Below are 22,944 nucleotides of genomic sequence, written 5' to 3'. Positions count from 1 at the left end.
TCGGTCGTCTGCCGATCCTCCCCGCAGAGATGACATCTTCCGTATCAGGAGAGAAGTCCGCTGGCGCCGTCGAAGGCTAGCTTCAGCCCGACTGGGACAAGCAGCGTGTAGACGAGGCGGTAGAAGACCTTTGGCTCGATGCGGCGTACCAGCCAGACGCCGGTGACGGTCGCCAGCGGCGCCAGGGGAGCAAGCACCGCTGATGTCTCCAGATTGCCGAGACTGAACTGACCGAGCAGGAAATAGGGAAGGAGCTTTACGGCATTGACGACGGCGAAGAAGACGACGGCCGTGCCGGCAAAATCGGACGGGGAGAGCTTCAGGGGCACGACATAGATCTGGTAGGGCGGCCCGCCGGCATGGGAGACGAAGCTCGCAAATCCCGACACCGTGCCCCAGAAGCCCGCCTTGAGCGGATTGCGCGGCTTCGGCTCCTTGTCGCGGCGCGCCTTGAGCAGCCAGTCGGCGACGAACCAGAGCGAGAGCAGGCCGAGGATGAGGCGGATGCCGTCCGCCGACACCATCTGCGCGGTGAAATAGCCGAGCGCGACGCCGAGGAGGGCGGCCGGAAGCATCGAGGCGAGGACGCCCCGGTCGAAGCGCCCGCGCCAGGCGAATAGCCCGACGAGGTCCATGATGATCATGATCGGCAGGAGGATGCCCGCAGCGGTCACCGGCGAGACGGCGAAGGCCATCAGCGGAACGCCGATCAGCGCGATCGTGCCGCCGAAACCACCCTTGGACAGCCCGACCAGGAAGACCGCGGGCACGGCGAAGAGATAGAACAGCGGATCGGTGATCATTGCGCGAGGGATACCCGGCAGGCGGCAGGAGGAACCGCCTTCTTAGGCGGCTGAGGCCGAGGGCGCAACGATCGGGCCCTGCGGCCCCGCGCGGCGCAGGCGGCGCAGGCGATCTTCGCCAGGTCGTGAAGCGGAGGCGGCACCGACGCGTTTGGTGCTGGGCAGCCGATTTGCTATGACCCCCATGCGGCCTCGGCACATTTCCGGGCCCGCGAGATCCTTTAACCTTCAGAATGCCGAGATGATCGTCGATCCCATCCGCCCAAGACTCGTCCTGGTGACGACACCGCTTACCGATGCCGACGCCGAGGCAGGGTTGAGGAACGCGCTATCCGGCGGCGATGTCGCCTCGGTGATCCTCGACCCGGCGGGCCGCGACGCGGACGCGTTCCAGCGGTTCGCCGAGCCGCTGGTGCCGTTGATCCAGGCGGCGGGCGCGGCCGCGATCGTCGCCGACGACACCCAATGCGCCGGCCGGCTGAAGGCCGACGGCATTCATCTGACGGCTGGCGACATCCCGGCGCTGGGCGAGGCGGTCGCGCGCTTTTCGCCGAAGCTCATCGTCGGCTGTTCCGGTTTCGAGACCCGCCACGATGCGCTGGACGCGGGCGAGCGGCTCCCCGACTATCTCTTCTTCGGGCGCTTTGGCGGCGACACCGACCCGCAGCTGCATCCGAAGAACCTGAAGATGGCCGAGTGGTGGGCGGAAATCGTCGAGATCCCCTGCATCCTGATGATGGGGAGTTCGATCGAAAGCGCCGAGGCGGCATCGGCCAGCGGGGCGGAATTCGTTGCCGCCGCCGCCGCCGTATTCGCCGATCTCAGCGAGGCCGGCGCGAAGGTCGCCCGGGCGAACGCCATCTTCGATGCGTGGTTCGAGCAGGCGGCGGCATGAGGCTGCGGGCTCTCCAAGGCACTGTCTCGATCGCCGCGATCGCGCTCGTGCTCCTTGGCGCGCCCGCTCTCGCCCAGTCGGGCGGCGATGGCGCGGCCAGGACGGGCAAAGCGGAGACCGAGGTGTCGAGCGGGAGCAACCAGGCACCGCTCCTTCTGCCGTATTCGCAGGGCCGTTCGGCGGAGGGAAACGGACCTGAAGGGTCCGCGGACAGCAAGCCCGCCTCGAAGAGCGATCTCGCCTATGGTGCCTTCCAGCGCGGATTCTACCTGACCGCCCTGCAGATCGCCACGCCGCTGGCCAATCTTGGCGACCCCGCGGCGCAGACGCTGCTCGGCGAGATCTATTCGCGCGGTCTCGGCGTCGCCCAGGACTTGAAGGAGGCGGCGCGCTGGTACGAGGCCGCCGCGGGTTCCGGCAATCCCGAGGCCCAGTTCCGCTTCGCGATGATCCTGCTCGACGGCAAGGTGGTGGCGCCCGACGAGGCGAAGGCGCGCGACCTCATGAAGGCGGCCGCCGACAAGGGCCTGCCGCTCGCCGAATACAATTACGGCCAGATGCTGATCGAGGCCTCGCCGGCCGGCGGCTTCGCCGAGGCGAAAACCTATTTCGAAAAGGCGGCCAATGCCGGCGTCGCCGATGCGCAATATGCGATGTCGCAGCTCTATGCCTATGGCCGCGGCGTTCAGGCCGACGACGAGAAGGCGCGCGCCTGGCTGAGGGCGGCGGCGATCAATGGCCAGGACACCGCCCAGATCGAATACGGCATCTGGCTGATCAACGGGCGGGGCGGCCCGCAGAAGATGAAGGACGGGTTCCGCTTTCTCAAGCGAGCCGCCGAACTCGGCAATCCCATCGCCATCAACCGCGTCGCCCATCTTTACAAGGACGGTATCGGCACGGAGCCCGACCGGCTGGAAGCTGCCAAATGGGCGGTGATCGCCAAGCGGGTGAAGAACAGCGATTCGCAGCTCGACGACTTCTTCCGCGGCCTCGACCAGAAGACGCAGAAGGCGGCGCTGGAGGCGGCCAACCGCTATCGCTCCGGCTGAAGCGGCCCGTTCTGCGCAACTGCGGAGCGGCATGCTCGGCGGCGCTTCGCAGCGGGGCGGGCTCAAATACCAGCGGGCATGATGCTGACGCATCCGCCGGTAAGGCGTTCAGCGGAAGCGGACCGGCACGGTCAAGGACACGGAACCGCCGCCCGGAGGCGCCGGGAAGGGGCTCGCCCGCCGCACCAGGGCAGCTGCGGCCGTATCGAGCGTCCGGTTGCCGGACGATCCCACCACCCGCACGGACACCACCCGGCCGCCGCCATTCAGCGAGAAGGCGATCCGCACCGTCCCCTGACCCGCGCCGCGCGGTGTCCGCTTGTAGCGGTTGAGCCGCGCCTGGACGCGCGACTGCCAGTTCGACAGCGCGGCACGAGAGACGGTTGCGCCCTGCGAGGCCTTGCGGTTCTCGCGGCCCTGCGAGGCCGTCGAGGGTGCCGGCGAGCGCCGCTGCCGCGGCTTGGCTGCCTTCTTGTCGGGCCTCTCGCGCTTCGGCTTCGTCTGCCGTTTCGGCGTCTCGCGCTTTTTCTCCTGTCGCGCAGCCTCGCGTACCGGACGCGGTGGGGCCGGCCGCGCCGTCGGCAGGGGAATGTCGGTGATCGCTGCGACGTCCGGGCGGAGCCGCTCGGGTGCGGCGACCGGAAGCGGGACGTCAGGCGGCGCGGGTGCCTGTTCGGGCTCGGGCGGCTGTTCCGCCTCCTTCGGCTTCGCCTCGATGACCGGCTCTGGCGCTTCGACCGTCTCCTCGGGCGTCGGAGCTTCCGGAGTGACATCAGGTACCACCGGTTCGGGCTCGGGCTCGGGCTCGGGCTCGGGCTCGGGCTCCGGTGCTGTCTCCGGCTCGGGTGGCGGAGCCTCGGGCTCGGCTTCGGGTGTGGTGTCGTCGACCTTTTCCGCCGGCGTGTCGACCGGCTCTTGTGCCGGCCGGGCATCCTCCAGCGCGGCGATCTCGGGCGCTGCGGCCGGCGGTGCAAGGTCGATCAGGATCGGCGCCTGCGGCACGCCCTCGGGCGCTGCTTCCGGTTCGCTGGTCAGGAGCGCGAAGGCGCCGAGCGCATGGACGGCGAGAACGAGGACGGCGGCCACCGTCCAGCGTGCGAGAGCGGCGCTGCGACCGTCCTCCGCGGCCGGCATCGAGTGCCTTGTGCCATGGCTCGCCATGATCAGGGACGCTCCCGGCCCTCGGCGCTGCCTCCGCTCCCCTGTGCCGGAGCGGCATCGGGATCTTCGAGCCCGACGAGAGCGATCTTCAGGTAGCCAGCCGAGCGCAGCCGGTTCATCACCGCCATCAGATCGGCATAGGCGACGGACCCGTCGGCGCGCAGGAATAACCGCTGTTCGCGGTCGCCGGCGGTTCGCTCGTCGAGTTCCGCCGCAAGTGCTCCATCGGACACGGCCTTGCTCCCGAGGACGAGGGAAAGATCCTCCTTGACCGTCAGGTAGACCGGCTCGTCGGGCCGCTTCTGCGGCTCGGCATTGGAGACCGGCAGGTCCACCGGCACGTCGACGGTGGACAGCGGGGCGGCCACCATGAAGATGATCAGGAGCACGAGGACGACGTCGATGAAGGGCGTGACGTTGATCTCCGAGAGCTCGTCGAGATCGCCGCCGCTGTCACTGTCGAGCTTGAAGGCCATCGCGCTACTCCGCCGCCTCGGACAGATGGCGCGGGCGGGCCGCGCTATGGTCGCGACGGTCGAGGTCGCGGGAGACGTGCTGGAGCACGAGCGCCGTCGCATCGGCCAGAAGCGCCCTGTAGCCGGCGAGCGACCGGGCGAACATGTTGTAGATGATCACCGCCGGGATTGCCGCGACGAGGCCGATCGCGGTGGCGAGCAGCGCCTCGGCGATGCCCGGCGCGACGACGGCGAGATTGGTCGTGTTGGCCTGGCTGATGCCGATGAAGGCGTTCATGATGCCCCAGACGGTGCCGAACAGGCCGACGAAGGGTGCGGTCGAGCCGATCGTGGCGAGGACGCCGGTGCCGCGGGCGAGGTTGCGGGAGGCGCGCGCCTCGATCCGCCCGAGGGCAACGGCGACGCGCTCCTTGACGCCATCTGCCGACAGGCCGGCCGAGCGCTCTTTTTCGGCCTCGGCCGCCTTGGCGAGGGCCGCGACCGGACCGCGCCAGCGCCGTGCCGCGCGCTCGTCGCCGATCGCCGCGTCAAGCGTCTCGGCGCGATCGAGCAGCCTGACGCCGCGCCTCGCCCGGCGCTTGGAAAAGGCGACCTCCATTCCCTTCGACAGAAGCACGGTCCAGGTGACGAGCGAGGCGAAGGCGAGGCCGATCATGACCGCCTTCACCACCCAATCGGCGGCGAGGAACATGCCGAGCGGCGACAGATCGTGCGGCAGGTTGGCATCGCGTGCCGCGCCGGCCTCCGCCGGCATGTCGACGGGGGGAAAGAGGTCCGCCTGCTCTTCGCGTCCGCCCGCCCCCTGCGGGCCGGGCCCTGCCTCATCGGCGGGGGATTCCGGCGCTGGGCTTGCCTCCGCAGACGGTTCGGGCGAGGGGGCGGTTGGGGTCGTCGCACCGCTGTCGACACGGGCCGGTTGCGCAGCGGACGGTGTCTCGGCGCCTGCACCGGCATCCGCACCGGGGTCCGGAACGGCAATGCCGGAACCCTCCGGCGGTGGCGGCGTGGTGCGCTCCGCCTGCGGCCCAACCCGGTCTCCCGGCCCGGCCGAAATGTCGCCCTCCTGTGCCGCGGCGTCGGAAAGGCCACCGACCAGGAGCAGGAGAGCGAAAACCGGAAGGGCGGCGGGGAGCCGCCGGATTTTGCGAGACGAGATCATGTGATGCCGATCATTTCGATCAGTGTTGAGTTCGGGAAGCGGGCGGGGCCGGTTCGGCGACATTCGCGCTTCGTCGCAGCTCTTTATGGAAACATGACTTTAAGAGTCAATATTTTCCGCGTGTTTTCCCACGAGACGAAACGGCCGCGTGGGATGGCTGAACCAGCCGGCGGGGCCGAAGGGACTGAGCGGAAATCCGCTCGCCTGGTGCGGCACAATCCCCGGAAACGCCCCCGGCCGCCGGAGAGCGGCTGCCACCCTGTCGCCGCCTTCTACGGGACGGCGACCCGCAGCGGCTTGCGCAACAGGCGCTCGTCTTCGCCGGGCATGACGAGGTCGGGCAGAAGGGCGACTTCTTCGAAGCCGAAGCGACGATAGAAGGAAAAGGCGCGGTCGTTGAAGGCCGAGACGGCGGTCCACAGGCTGTTGGCGCCGGCCCTCCCGGCCTCGGCTTCCATCCATTCGAGCGCGGCAAGGCCGGTACCGCGCGACTGGCTCTGGGGACGCACGAACAAGAGCGCGAGATAGGGTCCGCGCAGCCAGACGGGGCGAACGCTGACGGCGCCGGCCAGTGCGCCGCCCAGGCCCTCAAGGCCGAAGGTGACGGGGGATTCCGGCGCAATCCGCTCTCGGGGGGCGAGCGCGCCGGCAAGTCCATCGGCCGAGAAGCCGAGGCGCGCCCACGGATCCGTCGCGGCCATCTCGGCACCGAGCGCCGCCGCCTCGGCGGCCGACAGCGGGCGAAGGAGATGGTCCCGGCTTTCGTACTCCCGCCCGCCGAAGGCGCCGGACGTGCTCAATCGCCGGTCCCTTTGCCGAACAGCTTGTCGTAGCGCACATTGTCGCCTGGCTTGTTCTCGTAGCAGGCGGCGACGGCGACGGGCCTGCCGGCGCTGAGGAGCTCGCTCACCGTCACGAACTCATAACCTGCCCTTGCCAGCGCGCCGATGAAGGTCGGCACGGCCTCGCCGGTGTGCCAGCCGCGGCCGTTGGCGTGCATGACCACGATCGAGCCGGGCCTGACCCGCGTCTCGACCGTCCGGGCGATCGCTGCGGCGGAGGCGCCGCGCCAGGGGTCGCCGGTGACGACGTCCCATTGCACGGCGGCGAGGCCGGCGGCGTTGACGGCCTGCATCGCCTCCGGGCTGCAGGTGCCATAGGGATAGCGGAAGGTGCGCAGTCGCCAGGGCATGCGCGACCTCTCGGTATCGCCGGCGGTCTTCGCGCAGTCCCGCGACAGGAGCCGGCCGAGCGTCAGCTCGTATTCGGCCTGGGTGAAGTCGATCTGGTCCTGCATTTCCCGGCCCTTCAGGACGCGCATATTGCCATGCGTCCAGCCGTGATTGCCGGCCTCGAAGAGCGGGTCGGCGATGATCTGCATGGCCCGCTCCTGATGCGTCGCCATCCATTTTCCGCCGAGATAGAACGTCGCCTTGATCCCGTGCTTCCTGAGGTAATCGACGATTTCGCCGTCATAGCCGGCCTTCTCGTTGTTCTGCTCGCAGACGTCGAAGGTCAGCGCGACGAGCTTGCGACCGCCTGTGTTGACGCTGCGGATCGAGTTCCGGTTCGCGGCGCTGAGCTGCGGGGCCTGGAGTTGCGGGCGCAGCCGATCGGGGGGGCCGCGCCTTATGTCCGGTCCGCTCTTGTGCACGGCCTTTTCGGACGGACCCCGATAGGCGAGGTCGGCCCTGCTCCAGCAGGCGTCGAGGATGCGTTGCGAGCCGAAGGTGAGCGGGCCGCTCTCCCGGCTGGCCACGCTGTAGAGGCGGTCGAGCATCTCGTCGCGTCCGGGGATCGCAGCGGCGAGGGCGAGATGCTGCGGGACGCCCTGCGGGCGCGAACTCGGCGCGGGCACAAGCTCGGAAGGAGGCGGCGCCGGCGTTGCCTGTTGGTCGGGGGCGCCCGGCCGGCCGTCGTCGATCGCTGGATTTGCCGGTTCCGGCGAAGGCTGCGGGATCGGCGGATGCGTGGCGGCGAGTGCTTCCGCGGGGGCGGGCGAGGGCACCGGCGCGGGGGCGGCGGCCGGCTCGGCAGGCACGGCACGGCTGCCAAAACCCGGCTTCTTGCTCAGCCAAGCGCGGAAATCCCCGAGCGTGATCTTGCTGTGATAGGTGCTGCCGTCGATGGTCCAGCCGGACGCGCCCTTCTTCAGACCGACGAAGCCGGTGAACAGGTCGCGGTTCTCGCCCTTCACCACTTCGACCGACAGGAGCACGACGGCACTGTCTCCGACGACGTCCTTCGGCTCGACATTCTGCAGGTTGACCGCGGTCACCTCCTTGCAGGACTTCTGCGGGTAGCCGGGCCGCAGGGTCGCGGCGGTCTCGCACGCCCCTGCCTGGAGCGCTTCGTAATAGGCGCGCACGGCGGCCTCCGGCGTGTCGCCGCCCGGAGCCGCGGCCGAGACGGGAGCGGACGCCAAGATCAGGCCGGCGAGAGCGCCGCAGACGGCAGTCACCGCCGTCCGGCAGCGCGACGCGCGCATCGAGGAAGCGAACCGGTCGATCATCGCGACTTCAGCTTCTCGATCCACCATGTTCCATCCCCGAGGACAAGCTGCGCCTCCATGGCATAGGGCTCCCATCGACGGCTGCCGGCACCCCGCACCTGAGCGTCGAAATTGACGGTCGCCGACCCGCCATTGCAGTAGGGCTGGCTGACATTGCTGATCCGCGCGTCGCCGACCTGGCGGATCGCCCGGAGCAGCCGGCTGGAGCGATTGGACCGGGACCAGCGCTGATAGGCGCTGTTGGCGTTCCCATGGTCGAGATCGTCGTAATAGGCGGCGACCGCGGCGATGGCGCTCTGATCGCCGCAGGGATCGCCCGCGGCCGGCGGCGAAGGGTTGGGATAGGCGGCGGTGGCCTGCTGGTAGGTCGCCGGCGCGGGAGCCGGCGCGGGAGGGGCCGACGCCGACTGCTGTTCCTGGACGCTCTCGAAGGTGGCGAGGCGCTGCCGCAGCGTGCCGGAGTAAGGCTCGACGTCCTGGAAGTCGGCAAGACAGCCGCGCACATAGATCGCGGCGCCCATGATGTTGCCGCGCGCCGCCTGCTCGTCGGCAAATCGCGTGCAGGAGGCGGCGACGTCGTTCATCTTGCTCTCGGCCAGGGCGATCTCGCGGGTGCAGTCGCCATGCTCGCTGCGGAATCGTACGAAATTGCGGACGCTGTTCGACTTCCCGACCACCTCCCAGGCCGATGCGCAAACCTCGGACTTCTCGGCTTCCGCTGCGAGGCTGCGTGCCTCGGCCGCCTCGGCGCAGCCGGAGTTCTTCTCCGCGAAAGCCCTGAGGGCGGAACTCGTGCGGCCGAGCCTGGCGGCGGTGAAGCCCTGCGTGCAGGCCTGTAGCTGTCGCTTGTCCTCGATCCGGGTAATCCGGTCTTCGAGGTCGCGCCGGTCCTCATAGGCAAGGGCGTTCTTGAAGCGGTCGAGGAACCGGGTGAGGACGGTTGCCGACTGTTCGTATTCGGAGAGGGCCTGGCTCTGTTCGGAGATCGCGATCGTCGCCTTCAGCCGGTCGGAAAGACGCGCCTTGGCGGCGGCGATCTCGTCCCGGCAGTCGCCATGCTCGCGCAGGAACTGGTCGAGCCCATCGTCGTCGATCTCGCCGACGGCGGCCCAGGCCTGGCTGCAGGTCTTGGTCGAATCGAGCGCGGCGATCCTGCGCTGAAGCCCCGCAGCCTCGTCGCAGCCGCCCATGCCTTCGACGAAGCGGCGCATGGCGGCAAGATCTCCGTCCGCCTGGGATGCCGCGCTGCTGCACAGCTGCTGGCGCGCTTCGGCGACCGGCCGTCCCTTGGCGCAGGCGGCATTGTCGCGTTCGAAGTCCTCGAGCGGCTTCAGCTTCTGGCTCTTGCGCGCGGCATCGACGGCCTCCGTGAACAGCTTGTCGCAGCCGTCATCGACGGGCGCCGCCTTCGCGGCGAAGCTCGCCAGGCACTGGTCGGAGCCGAGGCACTGGCACGCGCTGGAGCCGATGTCGCCGCTGTCCGTGCAGGCCTTGGCCTCGGCCTTCAACTCGCAGCACACGCAGGTATCGTTGGTGAAGGCGACGAGGCCGATGTCCTTTTCGGCAAGCGCGGCGCGATAGTTGAGGAGCTCCGACTTGCATTCTGCCAGGCTCTCCTCGATCTGGCTGACCTTCACCGAAAGCGGCTCGCAGCCATAGAGGCAGTTGCGCTGCTCGCGCCTGATGCGGTCGAGAAGCGTGCGTCGAGCCGGCGGCGCGAGCCCCTCGATCGGCTGCCGGGTGATGTAGGTGATCCGCTTCTCGTCGCTCTTTTCCCAGGCGCGCACGGTCGGCAGCACCGGCGGCGTTGCGCCGAAGTCGAGAAGGACTTCGCCGAGATCTGCGACGACGACGCTCGGCGTCTGCGTCTTGCCCTCGCGCAGCTGCGATACGCGCGTCGGCACCTTGGTGTGGAGGAAACTCTTCAGCTCAGCATAGGTGATGCGGCCGTCCGCCTGGCCGTTGACGCTGCCGTCGGCGCGTCCGGATAGGCCCTGGGCCAACATGGAGGTGAACACGCTGTCATTGCGGTTGATGTCCCAGTAGGCGACTTCGTCCGGGCCGGAGGCGCCGACGACGGAAAGCCAGTCGGAGGTGGCGCGGATCTCCTGGATCGGACCCGACAGGGCCGGCGACGAGGTGCCCGTCACCAGCTCGCCCTCGCTGAAGCCGCCGGAAAAGCAGCTTTCGAGGAAGATGCGGACTTTGCCCCGTGGAAAGATCTGGTCGTGTGCCGCCTTCAGACCGGCCATCAGCTCGTCGAGCCCGTAGCCGCTATCCGCAAGGTTCTGCGGATCGCTTTCGATGCCGAGAAGGTAGGGCCGCATCGCCTGGTTGACCGGATCGCGCTCCTTGGAGCCGTGAGCGATGACATAGACGTAGAACTCGGCATCTTCGGCGGTGATCGCGCGCGCTGCCTCGCCAACCGCGTCGGTGCCGCCGAGAATGCGGCGCATTTCGCCGGCGCTGGGGTTCTCCTTCCGGGTGATGTTGGCCGGCGGGATCTGGAAGGCGTTGAGAAACATCTCCATCGCCAGATTCGCGTCCTTCTTCGCGTAGTCCAGCCGGGCGGTATATTTGTAGTCTTGCGCGTAGACGATCAGGCCGTAGCGCTTGCGCGGGTCGGTGTCGGCCTTCACCAGGCTGGCGGTAAGCAGGACGGCGGCGAGCGCCAGGAGGAGCCCCGTCAGGAGGCCAAGCCGCGGCCAGGCGCCGGCAGCGATGCGGTGGCGCCAAAGTGACGCCGCCATGGCGCGAAACCCGTGCGGAGCAAGCAGCGATGCGGCTGCGAGGCGAGACGTCATGACGGTCGGCCTCCCTGTGGACGAGGACATGGGGCGAGAAGATCATTCATCGCGGCTCGCCGCCTTTCGGGTCCCCAGATGGTCGATCCAGACATAGCGTTCGGTCACCGTGGGATCGGCACGGAAGGCCTTGCGGAATTCGGCCACCTCGGCAGTGGAAAGGGCAGAGACGCTTCGCGCGGCATCGAGCCAGCGGCGGCGCAGCGCCGGGTCGACGTCGTTGCGGCTGGAAAAGCAGCCGAACAGCGAGCGGCCGGCGCCGATGATCGGCAGGCGGGCGGGCTCTGCGCCGAGCGGCACCGGAAAAAACCGCTCCGGAAAGCGATAGGGCCGGCGTGACGGGCGGACGGCCCCGGCGGCGACCGACGGATTGGGGAACAGCGCGACGCCGCTGCGGTCGTCGGCCAGCATCCAGCAATAGAGGAACAGCGTATCGTCGAGGCTTATGTCCACCTCGAGATTGTCGCGTCCCGGCTCGAACGCGGCCTTGGCGGGGACGATCCGGTAGTCGTGGATCGAGGCGACCTGTTCCGCCTCGCCCTTGATCTCGGTCAGCCAGTCGCCCTGGTCCGCGCCACTGCCGACGCAGCCGGCGAGCCAGGTGCCGGGAACGGCGGCGATGGCGTGCTGGGGAAAGCCCGGATTGTTGCCGGTGCCGAGCGAGAGCGTGATGGAGATCGGCCACGGGTCCGGCCCCGGCGTCTCGCCGTAGGAGAGCCGCATGCCGGGATCGGCGAGCTTGGCGGTGACGAGGAGGACGGGCTGGTCGCCGTCCTCGCCCTGACCGTCCGGCGATGAGCCACTGCGCTGCGGGGCGGGAGGCAACGGATAGAAGACCGGCCAGACCTTGCCGCCGATTCGCCCGTTGACGCTGCTGTCCTTGCGGGCCGCGTTGGCCGCTGAGGCCACCGCGTCGGTCATCTGCCGGCCGAGCACGCAATCGGGATTGGCCCATTCCGTGGTGACGGCGAGGCCCGCCCGCTCGGGGACCTTGCCCTCCAGATCGCTTGCCGCGATCACCTCGTCGCGGATCAGGGATTTCAGCCCCTCGAAGAGATCGAGGACCGGCTCGCCGCTGCGCCATGCGGCCGGCGCTTCGGCGAACTGCAGATCGGGGAGGGTGAGATCCAGCCCGCCCGACATGCCGCGATTGGCGCAGATGCTGCCATCGTCCGGATCGAGGATGCGCGCCGAGAGCCGCAGCGTCACCCGATCGGCATGCCAGCGGTCGATCTCGGCCTGGAGAAACAGGTTCGAGCGGTAGAACTCGCGGGCCGCCCGATCGGCATTCGCCGCCGCACCCCGGCCCGGCAGGATGGCCGTCACCTGCGTGTTCGATCCGCTGCCGGTGAGCAGCTGGTAGCGCGGCGGAACGGCGTTCTCGATCCGGCGGTTCAGCGTCTCGCGCTCGGCAGCGTTCAGCCGCGCGTCCGTTGCGGGAATGCCGAGGACGGTGAGCGTAAAGGGATTGCCGGAGTTGCGGATCTTCTCGAGGCAGGCCGCGGCGCCGGCCTCGTCAGGCAGATCCTTCAGCCAGGTGGCGACGTCGTCTGCCCAATCGTGAGCGCCCCCGGCCGCCAGAGCCGGAGGTGGGGCGGCGAGCGCCAGGCAAGCGGCGATCAGGCTGGCCCCGACGATTCTCAGCTGGCAGCCAAGAGCCCAGCGACGCAGGCCAGTGATGACGTCGACAATAGATCCGTCCATCATCGATCGGCAGCTCAACAAAACTGTGAAACACTACCGGCATTGAACAGCCAATAGAGATGAACAGCAAGTGGCCTTACGGCAATTCAACTAACACAAGATAGTCATGCCTATGCGCACGCGGAGAGAAATCCGAGCGGTCGCAGCATTCTCGAGGTCTCAGTCGGTCGGGTATCGGGCCTTTGGCCTCGCGCAAGAGAGCACATGCGGCACGGGCTGACGCCCGCACGCCGGTTGCGGCGCCCGACGGGGTGAGGACCGTGAGCGGCGGGCCGTCGCCGACCCGCCCGCAGGAATAAGTGCTGCCTCTACGCCTGCGCCACGAGACCGAGGACGGCGAATTTCCGCCCGCGGTCGGTCCAGACCGCCTCGACCGCCCAGCCGCAGGCAGAGGCAAGTCGCGAAAAGCCCTCGACAGAATATTTGCGCGAGCTTTCCGTATGGATCGTCTCGCCGGGCGCAAAGCGGAACGGCCGCCCGGCGACCTCGACCGTCTGGGCATCGAGGCTCTTGAGATGCATCTCGACCGCCGAGGCCGTCTCGTTCCAGCGGGCCTCATGGACGAAACGGTCGACCGGGAAGGTTCCGCCGAGTTCGCGATTGATCCTTTTGAGGATGTTGCGGTCGAATTCGGCGGTGACGCCCTCGCTGTCGTCATAGGCCCGCACGAGCGTCGCCACGTCCTTCTTGAGGTCGGTGCCGAGGATGGCGCGGCCGCCCGCCTGAACGTGTCCGCGCATGCGCTTCAGGAAATCGGCCGCCTCATCCGCATCAAGATTGCCGATCGTGGAGCCTGGAAAGAATCCGACGCGCCTTGCGCCGCGCGGCAGGTCCTCCGGCAGGTCGAAGTCGTCGGTGAAGTCCGCGACCACCGGCTGGACGGTGAGGTCCGGGAATCGGCTTTCGATCCGCTCGGCGGAGGCCTTGAGGAAGTCGCCGGCGATGTCGACCGGCACGTAGAGCGCGGGGTCCTCCAGCGCGCCGAGAAGGATCTCGGTCTTCACCCCGGCGCCGGCCCCGTACTCGATGATCACGGCGCCGGTCCCGCAAAACCCGGCCATGGCGGCGGCATTGCCCTCGAGAATCCCCGTTTCCGTGCGCGTCGGATAATAGTCGTCGACCCGGGTGATCTCCTCGAAGAGCTCGGAGCCGCGGTCGTCGTAGAGCCAGCGCGCCGGCAGACGCTTCGGCGTCTGCGACAAGCCTGCAAGCACGTCGGCGCGGAACGCTTCGCGCTGCACCGCCTTGGCGTCTGCCCTGTCCAGCATCACGCATCCTCCGCCAGGCGCAGGCCCGAGAACTGCCAGCGCGCGTCGGGCGGGAAGAAGTTGCGATAGGTCGGGCGGATGTGACCGCCGGGCGTCGCGCAGGAGCCGCCGCGCAGGACGAACTGGCCGCACATGAACTTGCCATTGTATTCGCCGACCGCGCCCTCGACCGGCTTGAAGCGGGGATAGGGCGCGAACGGGCTGCGCGTCCATTCCCAGACGTCGCCGAACATCTGCCGGATCTCGCCGGCGCCCGCGGCGTTCTGCGCCGGCCGCGGACGCAGATGGCCGCTGTCGGCGAAGTTTCCGGCCATCGGGCAGGAGGCCGCGACATGCTCCCATTCCGCCTCGCTCGGCAGACGGCGACCGGCCCAGGTCGCGAAGGCGTCGGCCTCGAAATAGCTGACATGGGTGACGGGCGCGGCAGGATCGACGGGCTGGGCGCCGCGCAGCGTCATGGTGAAGTGCTCGCCGTCCCGCTCTTCCCAGTAGAACGGCCGGTCCCAGCCTTCGGTGAGGATTGTGGCCCAGCCGGCCGAAAGCCAGAGCAGCGGATCCCGGTAGCCGCCGTCGGCCATGAACTCCATCCACTCGCCATTGGTGACCAGCCGGTCGGCGAGCCTGAACGGCTCGATCAGCGTGCGATGGCGCGGGCCTTCGCTGTCGAAGGCGAAGCCCTGGCCGTCATGACCGATCTCGACGATGCCGCCCTCGAAGGACTTGTACTGCACGGGATCAGCCTCGCTCGCGCCGACGGCAAGCGGCTGCGGATCCTTGTAGGCGGGCCTCAGCGGGTTCTGGGCAAAGAGGTGGAGGATGTCGGTCAGGAGCAGCTCCTGATGCTGCTGCTCGTGATGGCAGCCGAGTTCGACGAGCGTCGAGATCTCCTCACCCGCACCCTGCTCGAGCAGCGCTTCGACCGCCGCGTCGACATGTTCGCGATAGGCGAAGATGGTCGCGAGATCCGGCCGCGTGATCATCCCGCGCTTCGGCCGCGGATGCCGCTCGCCCACGGTCTCGTAATAGGAGTTGAAGAGGTAGTTGAAGCTCTGGTCGAAGGGCCGGTAGTCCGAAACGTTCGGGGCCAGCACCATCGTCTCGAAGAACCATGTCGTATGGGCGAGATGCCATTTGGCGGGGCTGGCATCGGGCATCGACTGGACCGTCGCGTCGGCGTCCGACAGCGGCTTGCCGAGGCTGACGCTGTCCTGCCGGACGCGCCGGAAGAGGTCCGCGATCGCGGGGGACGGGCGAGAATCGGAAAGGGGCAGGGCGGGCATGGGTCACCGTTCGCAGCACGAAACGTTCTGTGCCGGCCTCAAGCCGGCGGGCGAAGGCCGGCGCAATGGTCCGGCCGAAGCCAAGCTGGACCGGCGGACTTAGCTTTCAACGGTGTGAGAAATGCGCCGCATCACGATCGCGCGACGTTCCCGGTTCGTCCTCGCTGCGTGGGGTAGGCTCAGACCCCGGAGAATGGGGCGGTGCGACGAGCCTGCGGCCCCTGATCGACTCTTAGCCGGGTCCACAAAAAGCCGGCCCGTCACAGCCGCCATGGCTGCGACGGACCGTGGAGGATCGGCCGTCGACTATCGCGGATGCCGGTGCCGCTTCGACACCGTTTTGCCGATCAGTCGAATTTCTCGTCCGGATAGACGCCCCAGATGTCCTGCTGGCGGACATAGCCCTGGCGGTCCGAGATCTTGATCTCGCACCATTGCGAGCCGCATTCCCGGACCATCGAGACGACGCCGGGCTCCAGCCGGGCGACCAGCGGCGCGTCGACCGCCGGGCTTGCGTGAACGTCGATCATCGTTGCCTTGCCCTTCAGCCAGGGCGCTGCGATGGCCGTGCGGTCGCCGGACAGGAGCGAGTGATAGACCCAGCCCTCGGAGCCCTCCGAGTCGCGGATGCGTCGCCAGAGCTCGTATTCCTGAACCACTTCCACCGGCAGGCCCGGCTTCAGATAGAGCCAGGTGACGGGATAGTCGCGCCCCGGTCCGATCCGGGCGTTCACCCGCGCGGCCTTCAGGCTCACATAGCGCGGAAGCGGCAGCTTCGAGACCGGGCCGACCTCAACGGCACCGGCCGTCGGCATGACCGAGAACGACAGGACAGTGGGGCACAGCACCATTGCGGCGGCGGCGGCAAATCGGCGAGCGAAGGCAGCGAAACTCATGGTCGGCGTACTCCGTACATATCGCTTCAGGCCGGCTGCCCGTCTCACCCCTGCACGGCGGCAACGGCCGCCGGCGCCCGCGGGCACTCGGGAAAACCTTTGTTTTCACCGCGTCCGCTTGTTAGGAGAGTGGGCCGGCCCTCGATGACGCATGATCGTCGATCTCGGTTAACAACGTCTTGAGTTGCAAGGGGAAGCGGTCGATGACGAAGCGCGAGAAGCCGCTCGTGATCCTGACGCGCAAGCTGCCGGAGCCGGTCGAGGCGCGCATGCGCGAGCTCTTCGAGACCCGGGTCAATGCGGACGACCGGCCGATGGGCCAGCCGGAACTCGTGGCCGCCGTTCGCGAAGCCGACGTCCTCGTGCCGACCGTGACCGACCGGATCGACCGGGCGGTGATCGAGCAGGCGGGCGAACGGCTGAAGCTGATCGCCAATTACGGCAATGGCACCGACAACATCGACGTCGAGGCCGCCTTCGCCCGCAATCTGTTCGTGACCAACACGCCCAACGTCCTCAACGAGGACACCGCCGACATGACCATGGCGCTGATCCTCGCAGTGCCTCGGCGCCTCGTCGAGGGCGGCACGCGTCTCGTCGAGGGCGGTGGCTGGCCGGGCTGGTCGCCGACCTGGATGCTCGGCCGCAGGATCTGGGGCAAGAAGCTCGGCATTCTCGGCATGGGCCGGATCGGCACCGCCGTGGCGCGGCGGGCCAAGGCCTTCGGACTGGAGATCCACTATCACAACCGCCGGCGCGTGAGCCCGAAGACCGAGGCCGAACTCGGCGCGGCCTATTGGGAGAGCCTCGACCAGATGCTCGCCCGTATGGACATCATCTCGGTCAACTGTCCCTACACCCCGGCGACCTTCCACCTTCTGTCCGCGCGGCGGCTGGCGCTGGTTCAGCCGCACGCCTTCATCGTCAACACCGCGCGCGGCGAGGTGATCGACGAAAAGGCGCTGGTAGCCGCGATCGAGGCGGGCCGCATCGCCGGCGCGGGGCTCGACGTCTTCGAGGAGGAGCCGGCGATCGACCGCAAGCTCCTGCGCCTCGCCGAGGAGAACCGCGTGGTCCTTCTGCCGCACATGGGCTCGGCGACGATCGAGGCGCGGCTCGACATGGGCGAGAAGGTCATCATCAATATCCGCACGCTGATGGACGGCCACCGCCCGCCGGACCGCATCCTGCCCGGCATGAACTGACGCCGCGAACAACGGCGCCAGTGGGTCCGTTTCCCGCGGCTGCACACGGCCGCGGTGGCTCTCGCGCGCCTTGCGACCGGCCGCATGTTGACGCAGCCAGAACGATCTTCCTGACGTTCGTACCGCACCCACCGGCGAGCCACTCTCCCCGAACCTTCTTCCTTTAAAATCAGAACGATCGGGAACTCCTCACAGCCTTCGCGCCTTTAGCCTTCAACAAGTCGGCGCAAGTCGACATTTGAGATAGGCTCGGAGCAGCTTCCATGTATCGTGCATTTCTTCTGATTGCGGCGGCCTCTTTGTTGACCGCGCAAGCCATCCCCGCAGTGGCGCAAAGCAACGACGATCAGAAAAGCTACCAGGTTTCGGAACTACGCCCGTCGATCATCCCGGTGCCGAGCGAGCGGCCCGTGGCCACCGCCCATGCGGATACCGCCACGCAGAAGCCGATCCGCCGGACCGACAGCGGCATCCGGATCGTCGGCCCGGTCTTCTTCCCCGATCACTGACCGACCCCATTCAATCGATAGACATCCGCCGAAGGGCGGGCGGCCGCGCGGTCGCCCGCCCTTTCTCTATTGGCCGCCCCTTCCTCTATTGGTCGAAGGAGGAGGCTGGCGCGGCGTCCTACCGCTTGCGCGGCGCCAAACCGCGCGCCACACTCCTCCCGGCATGCGGCCGGAGACCGGCCGACCGGGCAAGGCGCAGAGACAAGGCGCTCCCGGGCGGGCGGTGGAACCGCGGGGTCCGGCCGAAGAGAAGCGTGTCCACCCCCGCGGGTCTGGATCGGTCTCTGGGAGGAACCATGAGCGAGACAATGGAACGGCCGGCCGAAGTGCCGGCGAATGCGGCGCGTGCGACGGCAGAACGGTGGCTCGGGGATTTCGAGGCGGCGCTCGCCTCGGGCAATCCACAGGCCGTGGCGGACCTCTTCGCCCCCACGAGCTTCTGGCGCGATCTCGTCGCCTTCACCTGGAACCTCAAGACCGTCGAGAACCCGGCGGGCGTCAAGGACATGCTGGAGAGCGTGCTGTCGCACGTGGCGCCGAAGGGCTTCACCCTGTCGGAGGAGCCGACCGAGGAGGGCGGCATCGTCACCGCCTGGTTCACATTCGAGACGGGCGTTGCGCGGGGCGAAGGCCTCGTGCGGATCAATGCCGAGGGCAAGGCGTGGACGCTGCTGACAGCAATGACCGAACTCAAGGGCTTCGAGGAGCCGATGCGCGATCGCCGGCCGATGGGCGCCGAGCACGGCCAGGATCCGGGTCGCAAGAGCTGGGCCGAAAAGCGTGCCGAGGAGGCGGCAACGCTGGGGATCGAGACCCAGCCCCAGGTCCTGATCATCGGCGGCGGCCAGGGCGGTATCGCGCTCGGCGCCCGGCTGCGCCAGCTGGGCGTGCCGACGATCATCGTCGAGAAGAACGAGCGCCCGGGCGATTCCTGGCGCAAGCGCTACAAGTCGCTCTGCCTGCACGATCCGGTCTGGTACGACCATCTGCCCTATCTGCCCTTCCCGCCGAACTGGCCGGTCTTCTCGCCGAAGGACAAGATCGGCGACTGGCTCGAAATGTACACGCGGGTGATGGAGCTCAACTATTGGGCGAAGACCACCGCCAAGAGTGCGCGCTGGGACGACGCGAAGGGCGAGTGGGAGGTCGTCGTCGACCGGGACGGCGAGGAGATCACGCTGAGGCCGAAGGAACTGGTCTTTGCGACCGGCATGTCGGCCAAGCCGAACATCCCGAACTTTCCCGGCATGGACAGGTTCAAGGGCGACCAGCACCATTCCTCGCAGCATCCGGGACCGGACGCCTACAAGGGGAAGAAGGCGGTCGTCATCGGCTCCAACAATTCGGCCCACGACATCTGCGCCGCGCTCTGGGAGGCCGGGGCGGACGTCACCATGGTGCAGCGCTCGACCACGCATATCGTGCGCTCCGACCCGCTGATGGAATATGGGCTCGGCGCGCTCTATTCCGAAAAGGCACTGGCCAACGGGATCACCACCCACAAGGCGGACATGATCTTCGCCTCGCTGCCCTACCGGATCCTGCACGAGTTCCAGATCCCGATCTACGACAAGATCAGGGAAGTGGACGCCGCCTTCTACGAAGGGCTCGAGAAGGCCGGCTTCCAGCTCGACTGGGGGCCGGACAATTCGGGCCTATTCATGAAGTATCTGCGGCGCGGCTCCGGCTATTACATCGATGTCGGCGCCTCTCAGCTCGTCATCGACGGCAAGATCAAGCTGAAGGCGGGACAGGTCGAGGCGATCACCGAGACCGGCGTCAAGCTCGCGGACGGCACGGAGCTTCCGGCCGATCTCATCGTCTACGCCACCGGCTACGGCTCGATGAATGGCTGGGTCGCCGACCTCGTCGGCCAGGAGGCGGCCGACAAGGTCGGCAAGGTCTGGGGGCTCGGCTCCGACACGCCGAAGGACCCAGGCCCCTGGGAAGGCGAGCAGCGCAACATGTGGAAGCCGACACAGATCGAGCATCTATGGTTCCATGGCGGCAACCTCCACCAGTCGCGGCATTATTCGCTCTATCTCGCCCTGCAACTGAAGGCCCGGCAGGAAGGCATCCCGACGCCGGTCTATGGGCAGCAGGAGGTCCACCACACCGGCCGCTGATGCATGGCGTCCCGGCGGGCCTCGCAATCGCTCGGGGAGGTCGTCGCATCGCCGCCGGTCTCGGCCGGAGCGCCGTGGGGCTCGCTCGCGACCTTTCCTTGCCGGGACCGATCGGACGGCGAGGCAGCGCTGGACATCGAAGAGACCGGCGCGGCGCCTTGCCGAAGGAGCGAGCCGGCGTTTCTCTGATGCTGGCGACCGCGGATGATGCTGCCGGTCGTTAAACATAAAACGTCAGCCAACAGAACTTTTCGGCCGTTGCCACGTTATTTGCTCAACCAAACCAGTTGAAGGAGTGCCGATCATGATCGGTTGGGCCATTACGTTTCTCGTCGTCGCGCTGATTGCTGCCGTTCTCGGCTTCGGTGGAATCGCCGGCGCAGCGGTCGGGATCGCGAAGATCATCTTCTTCGTAGCGATCGTCCTCTTCGTCCTGTCGCTGATCTTCGGCGGATTCCGCGGTCGCCGGTCGATCTGACGCCAGCGCGATCCGACTGCCATGTCTTGTGGGGCGGCGCCGATCCGGTGCCGCCCCATTGTTTCATAAAGAGAATTCTCCACCGGCCCTTTGCTGCCGTTGAGAAAGCTGCTAGCCCTTCCGTAAGGAAATATCGGGCAAGGGCATTCCATGCGTGGCTTCGTGCTTTGTCTGTCAGCGTTCGGTCTTGTCCTGGTTGCAGAGGCGGCTTCGGCGAAGGATCTTCCGGCGTCGCGACCAGGCCTTGTCGGCCCATCCTCGACTTTCGGTGTCGCCGGTGCCCGGCACGATGATCGAAGCCCGGCCATCCGCCTCGCGGACGGGGCCCGGCCGGCATCGACCACGCCGCTTGTCGGCACGACCAGCCCCGCCCTCGCCGCCGCGGCCCCGCCGGAGCCTTCACGCATCGAGCTCGGCGAGGGATGGCGCTTCGACCTTACCCAGGGCCATTCGCAGGCGGTCACCTCGATCGCCTTCGGTCCGGACGGATCCTGGTTCGCCTCAGCCTCGAAGGACGGGACGGCCAAGGTCTGGAACACCGCGACCGGCGCCCTGATGGGAACCGTCAACGGCTCGGGCGAGCCGGTCAACGCCGTCGCCGTCCAGCCGGGGACGGGCCTCCTTGCGACCGCCGACGATACCGGGGTCATCCGCCTCTTCGACAGGGGGCCCGACGCCACCCGCACGCTCGGATCCGGCGGGTCGACCGGCGTTGGAGCACTCGATTTCAGCCCGAACGGCGCGCTCCTGGCGGCGGGGGTCTATCAGGGCGTCGAGATCTGGGACGTTGCCTCCGCGTCGCTGGTCCGCAGGATCGACAACGCTCAGAAGGGCATGGTCCGCAGCGTGCGGTTTTCGCCCGATGGCAGCAGGCTGCTCACCGCCGGCTACGAGCCCGCGGTCAATATCTGGGACGCCGGATCGGGGAAGAGCCTCCTCACCATCACCGCAGACGGCAACGTCAATGCCGCGAAATTTGCCGCGTCGGGGCGGAACGTGGCGACCGCCAGCACATCGGGCCTTTCGCTGTTCGACGCGGCCACCGGCGCGATGCTGCACCAGCTGAACGGACACAAATACGGTGTCTACGATGTCGCCGTTTCGCCGGACGGGGCGACGCTGGCGAGCGTCGGCGGCCCGGAAAGGATCGTCCGGTTCTGGAACGTGGCGACCGGCGCGGCCGGTCCGAGCCTCCAGGAAAGCGTCTACAGCTCCGACCGCGTCGCCTTCTCTCCCGACGGGGCGAGCCTTGCGACCGGCTCGGGTGGGGCGGAGATCGACCTCTGGCGCCTTCCCGCGCTCGCCCTCTCGCATCAGATCGAGATCCATGCCGACGACGTCAACGCCGTCGCCTTCGCGCCGGACGGAACGCTGGCGGTCGGCGGGGCGCTCGGCGGCGGCGTCGCGCTCTGGGACAGCCAATCCGCGACCCTGTCGAAGACGGTTCCGACCGCCGGCTACGTCCTGTCCGCCGCCTTCAGCCCGCGCGGCGACCTCCTTGCCGCTGCCTCCTCGCGGCTGATCGAGATCTTCGACGCCGCGAGCGGCGAGCAGGTCGCCCGGATCCCGACGGATGTCTACACGATCCCGGCGGTGGCGTTCTCTCCCGACGGCGAGATACTCGCCGCCGCGACAGGCGCGATCGTCGGCCTTTGGAGTAGCCGCACCGGCGCCCCGATCCTCAGCCTGGACGGCAAGGGTGGCGACGTGTCGTCGGCGGTGTTCAGCCCGGACGGGAGCCTCGTGGCCGCCTCTCTGGCCGACAAGACGATCAGGATCTGGAACGCCGGGACCGGTGCGCAGGTAGCAAGCCTTGGGCCGGGTCGCTTCGGTGCGAGCCGGCTCGCCTTCAGCCCGGACGGGAGGACGCTGGCCGGCGGAAGCTATTCGGAGGTGACGCTCTGGGACGTGGCTTCCGGCCGCAGCGTCAGGAGCGGCGAGGGCCTGTCGAGCACCGTTCTGGCGCTCGCCTTCAGCCCGGACGGCAGGCGGATCGCGGTCGCCCAAGGAGGCGTGCGCACGGTCGCGATCCTCGACGCTGCAAGCGGCCATCTCGTGACGCGGCTCGCGGACCATGCCGATACGATCGCGAGCCTTGCCTTCAGCGCCGATGGCCTTGTGCTTGCCAGCGGCTCCCACGACCACTTGGTGAAGCTATGGGACATCGAGAGCGGAGCCGAGATCGCGGCGCTCGTCACCTATGACAGCAGCGCTGCCGCAAGCGGCGCCGCTTCGGTCAGGGCCGCACGGCTCTGGCTGTCGGCTCCTTCGGTCGAGGCCGACATTTCGGCCCGCGCGCCGACCGGCTCCCAGGCGCCGCTTCCCGATATCCTGAAGGCGCAGCGGACCGTTCCCGGCAAGACCGACCCGCACTGACCGGCCCGGTATCCATGGCCGAAGCCGTGGTCCCATCGTCAATCAGGACGCTTCATGGGCCGTAGCGTCAACTCGTGATAATACTGTCTTTCGGCAAGCTATTGTGGGATGGAGTAAAGCAAGTTATGAATGTTCTGCTCCATTCGAGGCGTTGCCGATCGACACGGGGCGCCGTTGCGTGGTGCCGCAAGGTCGGGAAGGAGGTGCGTGGTGTCGATGCTGAACATGACGCCGCCATCC

18 protein-coding genes are annotated in these 22,944 nt (G+C 68.1%); 7 read left to right on the top strand and 11 right to left on the bottom strand.

All coding sequences use genetic code 11. The annotated features are described in order from the left end of the window. Positions 1–44: 44 nt before the first annotated feature. A complete protein-coding gene (locus LH400_RS19085) occupies positions 45–803 on the bottom strand; it encodes a sulfite exporter TauE/SafE family protein (RefSeq protein ID WP_229154758.1) in 759 nt (252 codons plus the stop codon). 241 nt (positions 804–1,044) lie between these two features. Here LH400_RS19085 and LH400_RS19080 point away from each other — a divergent pair, with 241 nt between their 5' ends. Continuing rightward, positions 1,045–1,698, top strand: coding sequence for a thiamine phosphate synthase (locus LH400_RS19080; RefSeq protein ID WP_255617930.1), 654 nt, complete (start codon positions 1,045–1,047; stop codon positions 1,696–1,698). Beyond that, positions 1,695–2,750, top strand: coding sequence for a tetratricopeptide repeat protein (locus tag LH400_RS19075; RefSeq protein ID WP_229154756.1), 1,056 nt, complete (start codon positions 1,695–1,697; stop codon positions 2,748–2,750). The genes LH400_RS19080 and LH400_RS19075 overlap by 4 nt, the downstream gene beginning before the upstream one ends. 108 nt (positions 2,751–2,858) lie before the next feature. Here the strand turns inward: LH400_RS19075 and LH400_RS19070 are convergent, their stop codons facing one another. The 10 genes from LH400_RS19070 to LH400_RS19025 form a co-directional block, all read right to left on the bottom strand. Then, positions 2,859–3,884: an energy transducer TonB family protein gene (locus LH400_RS19070; protein WP_229154755.1), complete on the bottom strand. Its 1,026-nt coding sequence runs from the start codon at positions 3,882–3,884 to the stop codon at positions 2,859–2,861. Between the two features lie 29 nt (positions 3,885–3,913). Continuing rightward, on the bottom strand, positions 3,914–4,387 hold the full coding sequence (exbD, locus tag LH400_RS19065; RefSeq protein WP_229154754.1) for a TonB system transport protein ExbD: 474 nt from the start codon (positions 4,385–4,387) through the stop codon (positions 3,914–3,916). 4 nt (positions 4,388–4,391) lie between these two features. After that, complete coding sequence (exbB, locus tag LH400_RS19060; protein ID WP_229154753.1) at positions 4,392–5,546, bottom strand: tonB-system energizer ExbB; 1,155 nt, start codon at positions 5,544–5,546, stop codon at positions 4,392–4,394. 272 nt (positions 5,547–5,818) lie between these two features. Further along, positions 5,819–6,346, bottom strand: coding sequence for a GNAT family N-acetyltransferase (locus LH400_RS19055; protein ID WP_229154752.1), 528 nt, complete (start codon positions 6,344–6,346; stop codon positions 5,819–5,821). Continuing rightward, entirely contained in the window at positions 6,343–8,085 is a 1,743-nt protein-coding gene (locus tag LH400_RS26185) for a polysaccharide deacetylase family protein (protein WP_304502370.1), read from the bottom strand. The genes LH400_RS19055 and LH400_RS26185 overlap by 4 nt, the downstream gene beginning before the upstream one ends. Continuing rightward, positions 8,055–10,862, bottom strand: coding sequence for a caspase family protein (locus LH400_RS19045; RefSeq protein WP_229154751.1), 2,808 nt, complete (start codon positions 10,860–10,862; stop codon positions 8,055–8,057). The genes LH400_RS26185 and LH400_RS19045 overlap by 31 nt, the downstream gene beginning before the upstream one ends. 42 nt (positions 10,863–10,904) lie before the next feature. Continuing rightward, a complete protein-coding gene (locus LH400_RS19040; RefSeq protein ID WP_229154750.1) occupies positions 10,905–12,566 on the bottom strand; it encodes a hypothetical protein in 1,662 nt (553 codons plus the stop codon). A gap of 308 nt (positions 12,567–12,874) precedes the next feature. Then, complete coding sequence (gene egtD / locus LH400_RS19035) at positions 12,875–13,834, bottom strand: L-histidine N(alpha)-methyltransferase (protein ID WP_229154749.1); 960 nt, start codon at positions 13,832–13,834, stop codon at positions 12,875–12,877. Then, positions 13,834–15,114 carry an ergothioneine biosynthesis protein EgtB gene (gene egtB, locus LH400_RS19030; RefSeq protein WP_229154748.1) on the bottom strand — a complete coding sequence of 427 codons (1,281 nt, stop codon included), beginning with the start codon at positions 15,112–15,114 and terminating at the stop codon, positions 13,834–13,836. Before egtB ends, egtD begins: the two co-directional genes overlap by 1 nt. 347 nt (positions 15,115–15,461) lie before the next feature. Then, positions 15,462–16,010 (bottom strand): SH3 domain-containing protein, encoded by a 549-nt coding sequence (locus tag LH400_RS19025; RefSeq protein WP_229154747.1) that lies wholly within the window; start codon positions 16,008–16,010, stop codon positions 15,462–15,464. Positions 16,011–16,213: 203 nt separating this feature from the next. Here LH400_RS19025 and LH400_RS19020 point away from each other — a divergent pair, with 203 nt between their 5' ends. The 5 genes from LH400_RS19020 (at position 16,214) to LH400_RS19000 (ending at position 22,704) form a co-directional block, all read left to right on the top strand. Further along, positions 16,214–17,215: a 2-hydroxyacid dehydrogenase gene (locus LH400_RS19020; protein WP_229154746.1), complete on the top strand. Its 1,002-nt coding sequence runs from the start codon at positions 16,214–16,216 to the stop codon at positions 17,213–17,215. 263 nt (positions 17,216–17,478) lie between these two features. Next, positions 17,479–17,724 (top strand): hypothetical protein, encoded by a 246-nt coding sequence (locus tag LH400_RS19015; RefSeq protein WP_229154745.1) that lies wholly within the window; start codon positions 17,479–17,481, stop codon positions 17,722–17,724. Between the two features lie 308 nt (positions 17,725–18,032). Next, entirely contained in the window at positions 18,033–19,850 is a 1,818-nt protein-coding gene (locus tag LH400_RS19010) for an NAD(P)/FAD-dependent oxidoreductase (protein WP_370638437.1), read from the top strand. 304 nt (positions 19,851–20,154) lie between these two features. Beyond that, complete coding sequence (locus LH400_RS19005; RefSeq protein WP_229154743.1) at positions 20,155–20,328, top strand: DUF1328 domain-containing protein; 174 nt, start codon at positions 20,155–20,157, stop codon at positions 20,326–20,328. A gap of 150 nt (positions 20,329–20,478) precedes the next feature. After that, positions 20,479–22,704, top strand: coding sequence for a WD40 repeat domain-containing protein (locus LH400_RS19000; RefSeq protein ID WP_229154742.1), 2,226 nt, complete (start codon positions 20,479–20,481; stop codon positions 22,702–22,704). Positions 22,705–22,944: the final 240 nt, after the last annotated feature.

The sequence above is a fragment of the Jiella soli genome (assembly GCF_020615385.1).
In the GTDB taxonomy this organism is placed as follows: Bacteria; Pseudomonadota; Alphaproteobacteria; order Rhizobiales; family Rhizobiaceae; genus VKMB-3413.
The sequence above is the reverse complement of the archived record's forward strand: the minus strand, read 5'-3'. Positions and strand labels throughout refer to the sequence as shown.